A 15140-nucleotide genomic window follows, 5' to 3' on the forward strand; every position below is an offset into this window, starting at 1 on the left:
TTATCTTTTAAAAGTTAATTTAGCAACACCACGCACCTGCATATCTGAATCAAAGTTCAGCACCATCTGTTCGCTTGTAAGTTCCGTAAGATTATAGTGTTCGATCATGTGATCGTGATACTCCAGTTCGAGTATATGTCCCCGACCCTTGATCTTCCATTTCACCTCGGTCTTTGCAGAGGCTCCTTGCAGAACTAATATTCCGTTCGGACGAAAAAGCCATTGCTCTGCTGAGTGAATGATGAGATGTTTACCGAGTTGATCTTTTACTACCTGCGATATTGGTTCCTGGCGCCTGAGTTTTTCCAGGTCTTTCCGCGCGTGCACCCGCTCGTATTCCCAGGCTTGTTCACGCCACGAACCAACGATCAACTGCTCCGGACTTTGTATCCGTTGTCTGGCCCAAACCAGTCCGGTAATGATAAGCACCAAAACACCTGAAATTATAAAGCCTGCTTTCATAATCTATACTATATATGATTATCTGTAACTGCGTCTATAGCGGGCTTGTGAGTAACCCGGCCAGCAGATCGCTTTCAGAAATATACTCCGTCTGTTCAAGCTCAATAGCTCTAACAGCCACCCCGCTTTTCAGTATGAGAGGAATTGGATTTAAGCTATTCTCATCCAGACGAAAAGTATAAGAACGAGGTATCAATACTTCCTCTACTTTATGCAATTCTGCCAACGTGCGGAAAGCATCTGTGCTTCGTCCATGAAATACTTCGAAACGTATATTCCGAATTTTTTCAGGATACTTATTCTGGATCATTGCACACCCGTCACGAAACTCCTGGCTCATCGCTTCATCGAGCATCTTCTGCGGAGAATAGAATAACAGCTCTGTGATAGAGTCTGGCATCAGTGCACTGTACAGGAACATCACATCGAGTTCCCTGCTTTCAGATACGGCCGCGTGCCTCAGCAGCAACAAAGGCATTACGGTAAAATCGGTTGGTATTAAAATAGTCTTGCGCATATAATTTTTCTTTTGCGCAAGGTGGCATCGAGGCGTTAGGATGGTCTAAGAACGAAATTAGAATGTGATTGAAACAACATTAAAATCTGTTAAGAAAACCATCGGTTCCATATTATGCGTTGATATTCCGGATATTGGCAAAGGGAAATGTTAGCCGTACCGTTGTGCCTTCGTTTACACGCGAGTTAACCACAATAGTCCCCCGGTGCTGCCGTACTATGTTTCTGGCCAACGGAAGACCTATACCATAGCCTTCAAAGTTTTGTGTGTTGGAGGCGCGATAGAATGGATCATAAATATACTTGAGCTCCGACTCCGGTATACCAATGCCAACATCTTTTACTACGATTACCACGTGCTCATCGGTAGTGCCTATAGAAAGCGTAACAACTTTATTGGAAGAATATTTACAGGCGTTGCTTACGATGTTGGAAATAGCCAGGTGCAGCAGTTGCGCATTTCCCAGTATCTTTAGCTTCAGCGGATTATCAGGTATCAGGCTAAGGTCTATATATACTTTGTTTCGGGGATTAAGCCGGTCTATCGTTTCTTTTACATCCCACAACAGTTGGTCTACACGCAGAATCTCCATCTTTTGCTTTTTGCCATCAAAACCTGTTTGAGCAAGGAATAAAAGTGATCGCGTAATCCGTTCCAGCCGTTCGGCTTCCTTCAGAATGATGTTGAGCGACTCGCGATACTCTTCGGGATCGCGGCTCTTGGAAAGTGCTACATCGGCTTCTCCAATAATACCGGTGAGTGGTGTTCCTAACTCATGCGATGCGTTGCTGATAAAATTATTCTGCGTAGCGAACGATGTTTCCAAACGATCCAGCATCGTATTAAAGGTCATCTTCAATTCATTCACATCATCATGAATGCTGGACGTTGTGAGACGCAAATGCAGGTTCTGTGAATTGATCTCTTTTACCTGGTTGGTAATTTCACGCACCGGGTTAAATACATATCTCGAAAAAACAACAGAAACTGAAAACACGAGCAGCGAAACAGAAATGATTGCCAGTAACAGAATACGCCTGAGATTTACCAGGTGATGCGAGTAGTAATAGTTTTCTGCGGATACGATAACAATATAGGAGCGATTATCTTTCTGATACAGGATGCCCGAAAAAAACACATTATCCTTTTGATATCGTGATACCTGCCCCGCTATAATATCGTTGAAGAATGCTTCCGGTAAATGCAGCTCCTCACCTTCCTTCTGAAAGTTTTTGTTTTCGGTAATTTCAAATATATAGTCTTCTTCCTTCGGTAATTTTTCCAGTATACGGTCGCGCATTTGTTGAAATGCTGTGGCTGATTCATTCTCCAGCATAATGCCGGCCGCTACGGCAGCGCGGGTTTCAAGTCGCTTGTAGAAATCGGTAAAAGTATATTTGATAACGAAGTAATAAACTGCACCACTCAGCACAATCATAATGGCAAGCGTTATCAGAAAGAACGTAAGCGCTATGCGTGTCCGGGTCTTCATTCTTCTTTTAAAACATATCCCATTCCTATAACAGTATGAATAACACGCAACGTATTGTTCTGTTCCAGCTTCTTTCGCAGGTAGTTTACATATACATCCACTACATTTGTTCCCATATCAAAGTCTACACCCCATACCTGGTCCAGTATTTCCGTCCGTGAAAGAACACGTGTCGGATTTTTCATAAACAAAAGTAATAGACGATATTCGGTTGAAGTAAATGTAATCACCGAGTCGCCACGCTTTACAATCTTGGTGAGATCATTCAACTCAATATCAGCAAACCGGTATAGGTAAGGTTCGGTTGTTGGAGTGAGTTGTGCCGGATCTGTTCTTCGCAGTAATGATTTTATCCGCGCCTGTAACTCAATGAATTTAAAGGGCTTTACGAGGTAATCGTCAGCTCCTGTTTCAAGTCCCAGCACTATATTTTCGGCGGTACCCAACGCGGTGAGAAACAGTATGGCCACTTTTTTATTATAGCTTCGTATCTCTTTGCATATCTCCAGGCCGTTCTTATCCGGCAGCATAATGTCGAGTATAATAACATCATACTCGTACGTCATGGCCATATGGGCTCCCTGACTGCCGTTGAGCGCGACACTCACTTCGTAGCCCTCTTCCGAAAGTCCTTTCTTGATGAAAGATACCACGCTACTCTCGTCTTCTATTAACAGAATCCGTTTCATGTATTACTGTTCAGTGATGCCAAAATAAGTAAAATACTTTTTATTGATTCATTTTCCGTGCGGGGCAGCGCTCGCCTTCCGCTAAATGATATGCTTCGCTCCCTCTGTTGACCAGTTGAAGAATGCCGGATTGTATTGTAAAAAACTACCGGCTCCTGTTGAATAAAGAATCATCAACGAGTATCAAACCAATATACCTGTCCGATAAATTTACATCCGGTGAAAAACGAGAATTGTAATCGACAAAATTCGTTAGTAGATTGTTGCCTGGATCACAAACAACTCAAACTATATTTTACATTAACTAAATGTTATCACTATGAAAAGAACAGCAAGTGCACATTGGAGTGGCGATCTTAAAGCCGGTAAAGGAGATATAACCACCCAAAGCACAACCCTTAACAAAACACAATATTCATTCAACACCCGCTTTGCCGATGGTGTAGGAACCAACCCTGAAGAACTGATCGGTGCAGCACACGCTGGCTGCTTTACCATGGCATTGAGCGCTGCCCTGATGCAGGCCGGCCATACAGCCGGTAACCTCGACACGAAAGCTACTGTAGAGTTTGATACCAATGCACTCAAGATTACAGGTATTACACTCGACCTGGTGGCAGCGCCCATCGCTAATCTGTCGGCTGATCAATTCAAAGTTATCGCTAACGGAGCGAAAGAAAACTGCCCTATATCCAAGGCACTTAGCAGTGTACCGATTACTCTCAACGTTACTTACTAATGCCGAAAAGCAGATGCTGGTATAGCTGACATAAGAAGAAGGCGATCACTCCAATGATCGCCTTCTTTATTTTTGAGCAATAACTATTCTCAGTATATCTTCTTTATTCTCTTCATTCGCAGTAAGGCCTTTAGGTAATAGTAGTCTGCATAGATGATGGAAGAAAGCTGTGTAAAACTATATTTTGATTGCTCTGAAATTTCGATGTTATGCAGAGATATCTTGAAAGGACAAACGCGCGTACGGATAACGAATAGCAAATATATAGTATATGCGCTTCGCGGAAATATTAATGCAGAATCGTAACAATGCCTTTGTATTTATTAGTGAGATAGGTCAGGTTCAGATCAATAGTATAGTAATAGGTATCGGGTGGTAACAGTTCGCCATTCCATCGTCCATCCCACTCTTTGGTAAAACCTGTTGTTTCAAACACAAGCGAGCCTCTTTTATTATATACCCGTATCTGGGTTCTTTCAAATCGCTCGGGGTGTTTGGTTGGCCTTACATGCCAGGTATCATTGGCCGCATCGTTGTTGGGAGTAAAGCCATTGGGTATATCAAAGCTGATCTCTTCCAGCAGAACAAGCTCGCGTTCATACTGGTTGCTGAAGGCCTTGCCATCGTTCAGACGGATATATATCTTCTTCGATTCAATTTGAGGATCGTCTACATTCGCATAATTATATTTTACGGACCGGATTGCATCGCGGTATGCTTCGAGGGAAGCTGTACCAATCAGTGATAACACTCCTTTCAGAGAATCATATATACCATGGATCGCACTGGTGTTTTGAAAGATCAATTCATCGGCTCCGCTATGATAGGTTTCGGCTGGAAAGCTGATCTCCGCCAGCACCAGCGATTTGTCATCAACATCCTGTATATCCAGCGTCTTGGAGATAAGAACAGGTTCATGTGTAACCGTATAAAGCAATGGGTCTGTTTCCCATGCAACAATTTCAGGAGGATCGTTTACCGGGTTAACCGTGATCTTTACCTGGTATACTCCGCTGGTAGCCGTACCGTTGCTTACCTTCACACCTACCGACAAGTTGCCATTAAAGTTAGCAGCGGGTATAATTTGCTGATCAGTCACAGTATAATTTTCTCCGGATGAGAGTTGAATAGTGAAACCGTCCGGATATGTATTGGAAGGATCGTTCACCACGAGATCGGACAGCTTGAGTGTAATGGCCTGATCTTCGTTGGTGGCGAGAGTAGCCTGGCCGGTAATTACCAACTCGTTGGTTACATTGATCTTTACGCTATAAGGATCACTGTTCGTCTGTCCGTCATTTACCGTAACAGGCACAGAAAGTGTACCCGTAAAATTCTGCGCAGGTGTAACGGTTTTACCAGACACACTATAATTACTGCCGCCTGCTACAGTCATGGTAAAACTGCCCGGATATGCATCATCCGGATCAGTTACGGTAAGGTTCGATAGCTGCAGCGTAATTGCTTTATTTTTAGCAGTGCTCAATGCCACCTGCCCGGTAATAACAGGTTTTACGTTTCCAGGTACTACCGTAATCTTCAGGTTGTAAAGATTGCTGCTAAGGGCACCATCGCTTACGGTAACACCAACGGTAAGGCTACCGGTAAATCCGGCAGCGGGTGTTACGGTGTTTCCGCTTACTGTATAATCAGAACCTGCTGCTATAGCCAGTGAGAAACCGGTTGGGTAACTATTGTCTGGATCAGTGACGGTAAGATTGGCCAGCTTGATCGCGATGGCTGTGCCTGCAGTAGTTTGCAACGCTGTCTGACCGGTGATAACAGGCGCATCGTTTATCGGATTTACGGTAATCAGGAAGTTATACTTTTCGCTGTCTTGTTTACCATCGTTTACCGTTACGGGTACCGACAACGTTCCGGTGAAATTAAGAACGGGTGTTACGGTACTTCCTGTTACTGTATAGTTATTACCGGGATATACAGCGAGGGTAAATCCCCAGGGATATAGAAAATCATCTTTGTCTGTTACATCCAGATCCGTTAACTCAATCGTATAGGATTGTTCTTCGTTTGTGCTGGCCGGATCCTGCCCGGTTATTTTTGGCCTTTTGCCCTGTGCCACGGCAACAGATATATAGGCAGATCCAATAAGAAACAGGAAGCAGATAAAGATATAACGCATAGTAAATGATATACTAAAATATTATTCCCGCACCATTTCACTTTCTGTCAAGGGTCTAGTGATGCATCATAGCAATCGATCGATTATAAAAGGCTTTATATATCGGCATACTTTTTTTAGATATACCTATAGCGTAGACTATTCCACACCCGGAGTTGAATCGTAGAGAATGAACCGGATGCAGTATATATATCACAACTACCATCAGGTTTTTTCGACAATCAGCGAAAACACTTTTCTTCCAGACTCGCTTTGATTGGTAATTTCAATCGGATCAGATACAATCACGGCAGTGGCTTTCATATTCTGATGGGATATACTGATTTGTTTTCCTTTCTCAAATTCACGCTCCTGTCCCGGTGATGCTACGGCCCGCACCTGTACAGGATTGCCTTCCTGAAACTCTCTATAGCTCACGGAATCTGCTTCGGGTATATTCACGGTCGACATATCTCTTTATTTACTATACCGGTGAAGGGTATAAAACCATGCCATGCGAATATCGCTCCTGATGTGTACCGATACTACTATTCCACGGGCTTCTCAAAGAATGAGCGTGGACGCAGACAGATGAGCTATTGCGAATTATCCGCACATCCTGTTATATTTCACTCCGTGTAATACATTGTTAATAAGCGACTGGATTACAATAGCTTGTTTTAATCAATCAACTCAACCCCAAACACTCATGAATTCTCGCAGAGACTTTCTTCAAAAAATTACTGCTTCTGCTCTCGCACTACCGTTGCTGTCGTCATTCAAATCAGAGAACATCGGGCAACCGTATGATCGTGCTTATGAAGGACCCGTTTTGCGCGTAGCGATTATGGGACTTGGCGGCTACGGAACGCGTGTAGCCGAAGCGATGCAGACATGCAAGTATGCCAAGCTTACCGGTGTTATCAGCGGTACGCCCTCCAAGATAAAAGATTGGCAAAGTAAATATGGTATACCCGAGAAGAACTGTTACAACTACGAGAACTTCGACAACATAAAGAACAACCCGGATATAGATGCTGTGTATGTGATAACACCCAACGCTTTGCATCACAGCCAGGTAATACGTGTGGCCAAAGCCGGTAAACATGCTATCTGCGAAAAACCGATGTCGGTAAATGCACGTGAGGCACAGGAGATGGTAGATGCCTGTAAAAAAGCAAATGTAAAATTACTGATCGGCTACCGCATGCACTTTGAACCGAAGACACTGGAAATAATCCGTATGCGCAAGAGCGGTGAGTTCGGCAAGATACTTTTCTTTCAGGGGTTATCCGGATTTACCATTGGTGATCCCAATCAGTGGCGTTTAAATAAACAACTGGCCGGTGGTGGTGCCATGATGGATATAGGTATATATTCTATCAATGGTTCGCGCTATATGGTTGGTGAAGATCCGATATGGGTTACGGCACAGGAAACCAAAAACAATCCGCAGAAATTTAAGGAAGGAGTTGATGAAACCATCCAGTTCCAGTTGGGATTTCCCGGTGGCGCTGTAGCATCGTGTCTCTCAACGTATAGCATGAATAGCCTTGATCGCTTCTTCCTTGATGGAGAGAAAGGTTATGCCGAACTGCAACCATCCACAGGCTATGGCCCGATAAAAGGACGGACACACCTCGGTGAACTGACACAACCGCACACTACCCACCAAACCATACAAATGGATGAAATGGCAGGTATTATTCTTCAGGGTAAACAACCCGTTGTGCCGGTAGATGGTGAGGAAGGATTAAAGGACATGAAGATTGTAGATGCTATTTATCAGGCAGTGGCAAGTGGAAAGAAAGTAGACCTGAAGCTTTGATGTTCATTCATCGTTCAACGTTTCATGTTCAAGGTTGCGCAACGAGTGACTTTTGAGAGGAGAACCAGTCATATATCGTAATAGCGCCATGATGGGTGGAATATATCCTTTTGTCTAATTTAAGGATTTTTAAAGGACAGTTAACATTCCAATATATAGTTTTGACCTATTCTTTTACCTCATATGTTTATAGGTAAGGGTTAGGTTAATTAAGATGGAGCATAACCGGACGGGTAATGCTCCATTTTTCATTTATACTGTTTTCTCTTTCTAAATTTCTTGTAAAGGCAGATTATTTGGCATTGAGGGTTGCAGGAGATGTTGCCTGGTAAGCAACAGCAAACTCATTCGCAAAATCTTTCAGATGTATTGTGCCGTATGCCTCATGCTTATTTCTCTGATAATCATCCAGCAGTGTATTTTCTCTCAGCGCCTTACCGATTTCCAGTATATATACCCGCGCCATCTCTTCGGTTAATCCGTTCTGCGTCATGCCCTTCAGCATCTGTTCATCGGTAAAATTTACCCAGGCAAGGTCGGGCTGATCAATGGCATGACCCAGTATTTGTACGATCTCGCTTCCATTCTTTTCATCACCCGCTATATAGCGCACGCTCTTTCCCGTAAAGGAGAGTTTATCCAATGCATCTGCAGCAACATCAGCTATATCGTGTGGATGCGACAGCACCATGTTTACCGATGCATCAAAATTATTGCCCAGTATATTTTGATAGCGGATCATATTGATGGCACCCAGAAAATTAGTATAGAACATTCCGGGTCTGAGATGCAGCACGTTTGTACCCGATAATGCATTCAGTGTTTGTTCAACATAATAGTTTGGTCCTGCGGGGCCTGCTCCGGCAGGCAGATGTGCTCCTATACTGCTGAGGTTTACCACGTAACGTATACCCGCTGTCGCAATTACGCGCGCATATCGTTCACCCATGCTCCGGATATATTGCCGCATATCATTAGCTGCAGGGTCTGGCGGTATCATGAGATATACGGCATCTGCTTCGTTAAAAGCTCGCAACAGGAAGTCGGTATCCTGTAACGAACCGATGGCGGGTATAGCCTGCAATGCTTCAATCTCTTTTGCACGTTCATGGTTGTGGCTTACAACGGTAACCCTATACCCTTTTGCAATCAACGTTTTAGTAAGTCTCCGGCCTATATTGCCCAGAGAACCTGTAATGGTAATGTTCATATAATCTATTTTTATAGTTTGATATGACAAACGTATTCCAGTACTTACTTTTGTACAAGTACTTACCCTGAAGTAGGTTTACCCTGTATATGACAAAAGTAAAAGAAAGCTCTACGATACAAGCCAATAAGAAGACCGCGTTCCAGGAATGTCCTGTTACCTATGTGATGGAAAAGATTGGCGGGTACTGGAAGCCGATCATTCTCTTTCAATTACTGTCGGGCGATAAACGTTATAGCGATCTGCGCAAAGCTATACCCTCTATTACTGAAAAAGTATTGATCCAGCACTTAAAGCAACTCGAGGCCGATAAACTTGTGCGCCGAAAGGCAAAGCCTGTGGTGCCGCCACACGTTACATACAGTCTTACCGAATCAGGTCTTGGTTTCAAACCGGTGCTGTATGCTATGGCGGTGTGGGCTGTTGAGAACAGCGGAAAAAATGCAAAGACCTTTGCCCGAAACCTGAAGAACTTTCCCGGTATACATTGATATATACCTCGTAAAACACCGATTAACGAATGTTGAAGTGAGGAATGCGCTCGTTGAGCATCAACTTGTTTTACAATTAAGGGATAACGGATAACAGTTAACGAATATCGAACAACGCACCGCATTCAGCCTTCCTTTTTGTCGTACTCACCCCTGTTGTGTGCAGGCTCTCTTTTGTAGTTTTGATTTCTCACCCATCAATCATGGAAACAGAAGCAACACTACTCTCCTCGCCTGTGTCTTCGCTCGCAGGCCGCAGGGAATGGACAGGTCTCGCAGTGCTGGCTTTGCCAACCTTGCTGGTATCGATGGACGCTACGGTTACATACCTTGCTATACCTTCGCTCAGTGCATCGCTTAAACCTACCGGTGCGCAATTGTTGTGGATTACCGATATATATACTTTCATGGAAGGTGGTTTTCTTATCATTATGGGCGCGCTCGGTGATCGCATCGGCAGAAAGCGTTTGCTTACCATCGGGTTTGTTCTCTTTGCCATAGCTTCGGTAATGGCCGCCTTTGCCGGTAGCGCTAACCTGCTGATCGCTGCAAGAGCTATACTGGGCATAACAGGTGCTATTATACTCCCCTGCACACTTTCGCTTATACGAAACATGTTTCAGGATGAGCGACAGCGCACAATCGCCTTTGGTATATATACCGCCTGCTACTCGGGCGGCACAATGCTGGGACCATTGATCGGTGGCGTTTTGCTGACACACTTCTGGTGGGGCTCTGTATTTCTGATCAGTGTTCCCCTTATGTTCCTGTTTCTCCTGGCATCCGGCCTGCTGCCGGAATATCGTGATACGGAAGCGAAACAATTCAGCCTGTTGAGCGCTGTATTATTGTTAGCAGGCATGCTATCAGTAACGTATGGCATTAAATATATAGCGGAATCCGGTATAGAAAAATTTGCCGCATGGATCAGTATAGCAGCCGGTATATTACTGATAAGTATATTTCTATATGCTCAAAAAATCATTCGTAATCCGCTGATAAACCTTCGGTTGTTTTCGATACCCACCTTCAGCGCTACACTGGCAACACTCTTCCTCGGACTCTTCTGCTGGTCAGGACTATATTTATTCGTTGCTCAATACCTGCAGTTAGTATTAGGACTTACGCCTATGATCTCCGGACTTCTTACCCTGCTGCCTGCCGCTATAACGATGGCAGGTTGTATGCTCGCCCCCCAGACTCTCCGTTGGATTCCCCGAACGGCAACGATCATATTGGGGAATATCATTATGCTGGCGGGCATGCTGATATTTACGCAACTCGAGGCCGATACAAGTCTGATCGTACTCATTATAGCATCCACCTGTCTTAGCCTCGGCTGTGGATTTATCGTTACGCTGGGTATAGATATGGTTGTATCCGTAGCGCCTCATGAACAGGCCGGTGCAGTATCGGGTATATCAGAGAGCAGCACTACTTTTGGTTCAGCACTGGGTGTGGCATTATTGGGGAGTATAGGAACGGCAGTATATCGCAGTGAAATGCTGCCCGCTTCCGAAGTTGTAACAGAAGAAGCACGCAATACATTGGGCGGAGCATGGGCAGCGTCTCAGCAGATGCCCAACCAGAGCAGCACAACGCTACTGGTACACGCACGATCAGCTTTTCTGGAATCTTTTCATACAGCTGCACTGTTGGCTTCTGCTGCCATTATATTGATGATCGTATTTTTTATCGTGACGACTCTGAACAGATCATCCAACGGCAAGTGATCAGTCTTCGATCGAATCCGCTTTCTTGATTTCTTCAAAGGGAAGAATAGCGTAATCCTTTATGCTGTACTGGTCTGCCCGCGATTCAATATACTGCACCGTGGACTGCAGCAATAACAGGAATATAACAAAGCTGTTATTTGCATCAATACGTTCATCTACCAATAACTGGAACGCACGATTACGCAACACGAACAATTCGAAGAGCATCTTTCGCAATTCATGACCGGTAATCATTTCGGAGTGTGCCTTGTCTCCTATATCAATCACCTTCTTATAGTATTCATCAATCTTGTCTTTCTTTCGCTGTTGCAGCTTGCGATATATGGTTGACACAGCACCACCGGATACCACCAGTATCGTAACGATCAATCCCAGAAATTCCGAGTAACGTTCCCAGAAACTTGGCTGGTTTCTGTTCAAGTAATCCAGAGTACCTTCGTGCAGCGGAAATATAAATGTATGGTTGTTGAAATTTTCCGTGAGCATGCCAAACTCAAAATTATCCTGTGCCAGTCTTGCTTCAGCATGAAATATACTTTTGCTAAGATCGTAGATCACCTCGGGCTGTATATTTTTATGGCAAACCAATACATCGTAGGTGGCAAAGGTATAGATCGGTTTCTCAGGGAACCCGCGAAATATACCGGCCGGAATAACGTGTGGTATTACCTGTGGAAACTTCATGCAAAAACCATTGATCACCGAGCCCTTGTCTTCCTGCGGCTGCGCTATTTCATAGAGTGTAAAATCAGCATGCTCTTTTAACAGAGCAGCGATCTGCGGATTGTTGAGCGAAGAGAACAGTATAATTACCTGACCGTGTTCAACAGCATACTTTATAGTTCTGGGCTCCTGCGAATTTTTAAGATGCGTTACATGCGCTGGTTCCAGGCGTATGTGTTCCAGGAAAGAGTTAATCAGGGGTAGTTCCTCCTGTTTATCAGTAATGATCATAACCTGCCCCTGCTGCATCAGCCCGGTTAATGTCGGGTGAGCTTCATCTTTCTTATACAGGATCAGCAATACATCCGGAAACAACGGCATGACTGTACGCAGATCGGATAGCGAGTCATTAATAACAATATCATTTTTCACAATAGCCATATCGGCCTTGCCGGCACTCACCTGTTCTAAAAGTATACGCTCCTGGCTGGCGGTGTCAACTACTTCCTGCAGATGTATATTAACCGGTTGCAATACATGGGATAACGACCGGACTACCGAATTGCCGGCAGGTTGTTTTTCATAGTGGTCTGTTAATACAGTAAGCTTGTTCTTTTGCTGGCAGCTCGCCAGCAGGCAAAACAGTAAAATGGCCAATATAGGTCTCGGCATAGAGTCAGGTCGTGGGTTATTAAAAGTATTGCAGGAACAGGGCATACATCTATTCTCCGCATCAGCCTATAAAAATCAGATAACCGATTGATTTATAGTGATAGACATCGCGAATGATATGAACATGGATGAATCGTACATATTGGTAAGTTCTTGGTGCAAAGCTGCAGATATTTTATATCGCTGGCAACAGTACGTGGAGTAAAGTTAAAAGGTTGGCTGCCCTGCTTTATTTATATAGTGTTTAGGTAAAAATATTGACGAACGGTATAAAGCTGTATGTAAAATTCTGTTGCTGTAAACGAAAAGGTGTCGTACCTATATAGCGTTTTGTATAATGATGTATTCACCACAACTTCATGTTGGTGTAACCTGTGAGACCGGGAATGCCGCCACGCAAATCTTTGAAATTCATAAACTGATCTTTGTTAACAATAAAATAAACCACGGGTGCCGGTGCCAACTTTGTTTCATCAAACAACAAAAACTAGTACGATTTATGAAAACACCCAAAACATGGTTTATTACCGGAGCCTCCAGGGGATTCGGCTGGGAAATTACAAAAGCAGTATTGGCCGATGGCGACCAGGTTGTAGCAACCGTACGAAACAGTCCGGAAGCATTCGCTGCACAGTTCAATCACGCGAACTTGTTTACGGTTACGATGGATGTTACCAATGAAAGCCAGGTGCGTGAGGCCGTGCAAAAAGCAATCGATCGGTTTGGCAAGATCGATGTACTGGTCAACAATGCCGGGTACGGCTTGCTATCGGCTATAGAAGAGGCTACCGATGCCGAAGTCAAACAGAATTATGAGGTAAATGTATTCGGTTCACTGCATGTTATCCGCGCGGTGTTACCCTATATGCGCAAGGTACGTTCAGGACATATTATCAATGTGTCTTCCGTTGGCGGTCTCTCTGCGTATGTAGGCTGGGGACTATATGGTTCTACTAAATTTGCTATTGAAGGAATTACCGAAGCGCTGGCACAAGAGCTGGCACCACTCGGAATTTTTGCAACGGTGGTAGCTCCCGGCTTCTTCCGCACTAATTTTCTGGATCAGTCATCACTCATTCGAAGCGGTCAGGTAATTGACGATTACGCTGCTACGGTTGGCGCAATGCGCGAGTTTGCTACACAGGTAAACAGAAAACAACCGGGCGATCCGGAAAAACTGGCGCAGGCATTCGTAACACTTGGCAAAAGTAAACGTCCTCCGGTGCACTTGTTCCTCGGAAATGATACACTGGAACGTTACCGTGCTAAAACTGCAGCGCTGGAAAAAGAAATACAGGAGTGGCATGAAGTGATCACCGGAACCAATCATGCTGATGTAGCCACTACCGTAAGCCATTAGTATACCGGTATATATTTCCACTATATATAATCAAAGGCGACCTGTTCATGTCGCCCTTGGTTTATTTATACCTCTATAGTTTGAGCGCTATACTTTCAATTTCACTCCGGTGAGTTCTTCGCTAACGGTCCAAAGACGTTCGGCACTTTCCGGATCGATGGCATATTGCAATACTCCGCGCATCGCAAGTTCGTTCATATCGTTGTTTACTTCCTGTTTAACGGGCGATATATCGCAGTTCTCGCAATATACACCTCCTATATCGTGCAGTATAGCGCTGGTGGCACACCATACACTGGTAGCAGCGCCTTGCGGTATAGTTTTAAATTGTCGCGAAGGATCGATCACCGGATTTCCCTGCTCATCCAGCACTCCGAATTTTCGCAGCTCTTCTTCTTCAATATAGCGACTCAGATCAGTGCTTACGATCGTGCCCGGATGAACCGAGAATGCACGGATGTTATGTTCTTTGCTGCGTGCATCCAATGCCAGTGCAAATAATACATTAGCTGTTTTTGATTGACCATACGCCAGCCAGCGATCGTACTCCCGCTTGTTGAAATGTATATCATCAAAGATCACGGGCGAATAACGGTGTCCCCACGAAGAGAGTGCTACCACTCTCGCACCTTTTGCCTGACGCAGCGCAGCCCATAGCCCAACCGTTAATTGAAAATGCCCCAGATGATTGGTAGCAAATTGAGATTCGTAACCGCGTGCATCGCGCGTAAGCGGGTTGGCCATAACGCCAGCATTGTTTACGAGAATATGCAATGGCCTGCCAGACGCCACGAATTTTTTAACGAAGTTATCAACAGAAGCCGGATCGATCAGATCCATCGGCTCAATCTTCACGCTGTTTAATCCTGCCAGTGCTTGTTTCGCTTTTGTTATATCACGAGCGGGTACAATTACCGTAGCGCCAGCTGCGTGCAGCACCCGTGTTGTTTCAAGTCCTATACCCGCGTAACCACCGGTAACAATGGCTACTTTTCCCTTCAGGTCTTTACCCTTTATAACATCTTCTGCGGTGGACGCGGCTGTGAAGCCGGAATGAATTGGTTGTTGCAATGTCTGCATAACTGTCTCTTTTAAAATCGTAAACTGAATTGCTTACGAATACAAAAGTATAGGTCGTAACAGCCGGCAACTTTGCATG

General features: G+C 44.5%; 14 protein-coding genes. 5 read left to right on the forward strand and 9 right to left on the reverse strand.

Annotation, left to right across the window (positions count from 1 at the left end):
* The 4 genes from VIN08_RS02535 to VIN08_RS02550 all read right to left on the reverse strand — a co-directional run bounded on the left by VIN08_RS02535 (position 1) and on the right by VIN08_RS02550 (position 3160).
* Positions 1-462, reverse strand: a complete 462-nt coding sequence (locus VIN08_RS02535) for a hypothetical protein (RefSeq protein ID WP_331959738.1) — start codon at positions 460-462, stop codon at positions 1-3.
* Positions 463-496: 34 nt separating this feature from the next.
* Complete coding sequence (locus VIN08_RS02540; RefSeq protein WP_331959741.1) at positions 497-979, reverse strand: hypothetical protein; 483 nt, start codon at positions 977-979, stop codon at positions 497-499.
* A 112-nt stretch (positions 980-1091) separates the two neighbouring features.
* Entirely contained in the window at positions 1092-2471 is a 1380-nt protein-coding gene (locus VIN08_RS02545; protein WP_331959744.1) for a HAMP domain-containing sensor histidine kinase, read from the reverse strand.
* On the reverse strand, positions 2468-3160 hold the full coding sequence (locus tag VIN08_RS02550; protein WP_331959747.1) for a response regulator transcription factor: 693 nt from the start codon (positions 3158-3160) through the stop codon (positions 2468-2470). Before VIN08_RS02550 ends, VIN08_RS02545 begins: the two co-directional genes overlap by 4 nt.
* Before the next feature lie 313 nt (positions 3161-3473).
* Here VIN08_RS02550 and VIN08_RS02555 point away from each other — a divergent pair, with 313 nt between their 5' ends.
* A complete protein-coding gene (locus tag VIN08_RS02555; RefSeq protein ID WP_414693235.1) occupies positions 3474-3899 on the forward strand; it encodes an OsmC family protein in 426 nt (141 codons plus the stop codon).
* Between the two features lie 289 nt (positions 3900-4188).
* On the opposite strand, the gene VIN08_RS02560 is transcribed toward VIN08_RS02555, so the two are convergent.
* Both VIN08_RS02560 and VIN08_RS02565 read right to left on the reverse strand, forming a co-directional pair.
* Positions 4189-6042 (reverse strand): tandem-95 repeat protein, encoded by a 1854-nt coding sequence (locus VIN08_RS02560; protein WP_331959753.1) that lies wholly within the window; start codon positions 6040-6042, stop codon positions 4189-4191.
* A gap of 204 nt (positions 6043-6246) precedes the next feature.
* Positions 6247-6492, reverse strand: a complete 246-nt coding sequence (locus VIN08_RS02565; RefSeq protein WP_331959756.1) for a hypothetical protein — start codon at positions 6490-6492, stop codon at positions 6247-6249.
* 238 nt (positions 6493-6730) lie between these two features.
* Here VIN08_RS02565 and VIN08_RS02570 point away from each other — a divergent pair, with 238 nt between their 5' ends.
* Positions 6731-7849: a Gfo/Idh/MocA family oxidoreductase gene (locus VIN08_RS02570; protein WP_331959759.1), complete on the forward strand. Its 1119-nt coding sequence runs from the start codon at positions 6731-6733 to the stop codon at positions 7847-7849.
* Positions 7850-8141: 292 nt separating this feature from the next.
* Here VIN08_RS02570 and VIN08_RS02575 read toward each other — a convergent pair whose 3' ends face one another.
* Positions 8142-9059, reverse strand: coding sequence for an NAD(P)H-binding protein (locus tag VIN08_RS02575; RefSeq protein WP_331959762.1), 918 nt, complete (start codon positions 9057-9059; stop codon positions 8142-8144).
* An 89-nt stretch (positions 9060-9148) separates the two neighbouring features.
* Here VIN08_RS02575 and VIN08_RS02580 point away from each other — a divergent pair, with 89 nt between their 5' ends.
* Positions 9149-9550, forward strand: coding sequence for a helix-turn-helix domain-containing protein (locus VIN08_RS02580; RefSeq protein ID WP_331959765.1), 402 nt, complete (start codon positions 9149-9151; stop codon positions 9548-9550).
* 203 nt (positions 9551-9753) lie between these two features.
* On the forward strand, positions 9754-11283 hold the full coding sequence (locus VIN08_RS02585; RefSeq protein ID WP_331959767.1) for an MFS transporter: 1530 nt from the start codon (positions 9754-9756) through the stop codon (positions 11281-11283).
* Here VIN08_RS02585 and VIN08_RS02590 read toward each other — a convergent pair whose 3' ends face one another.
* Complete coding sequence (locus tag VIN08_RS02590) at positions 11284-12621, reverse strand: TAXI family TRAP transporter solute-binding subunit (RefSeq protein WP_331959770.1); 1338 nt, start codon at positions 12619-12621, stop codon at positions 11284-11286.
* Between the two features lie 499 nt (positions 12622-13120).
* Between VIN08_RS02590 and VIN08_RS02595 the strand changes: the two genes are divergently transcribed.
* Positions 13121-13981, forward strand: a complete 861-nt coding sequence (locus VIN08_RS02595; RefSeq protein ID WP_331959773.1) for an oxidoreductase — start codon at positions 13121-13123, stop codon at positions 13979-13981.
* A gap of 87 nt (positions 13982-14068) precedes the next feature.
* Here VIN08_RS02595 and VIN08_RS02600 read toward each other — a convergent pair whose 3' ends face one another.
* A complete protein-coding gene (locus VIN08_RS02600; protein WP_331959776.1) occupies positions 14069-15061 on the reverse strand; it encodes an oxidoreductase in 993 nt (330 codons plus the stop codon).
* Positions 15062-15140 lie beyond the last annotated feature (79 nt).

The organism is Ohtaekwangia sp., assembly GCF_036568665.1.
Lineage (GTDB): Bacteria > Bacteroidota > Bacteroidia > Cytophagales > Cyclobacteriaceae > Ohtaekwangia.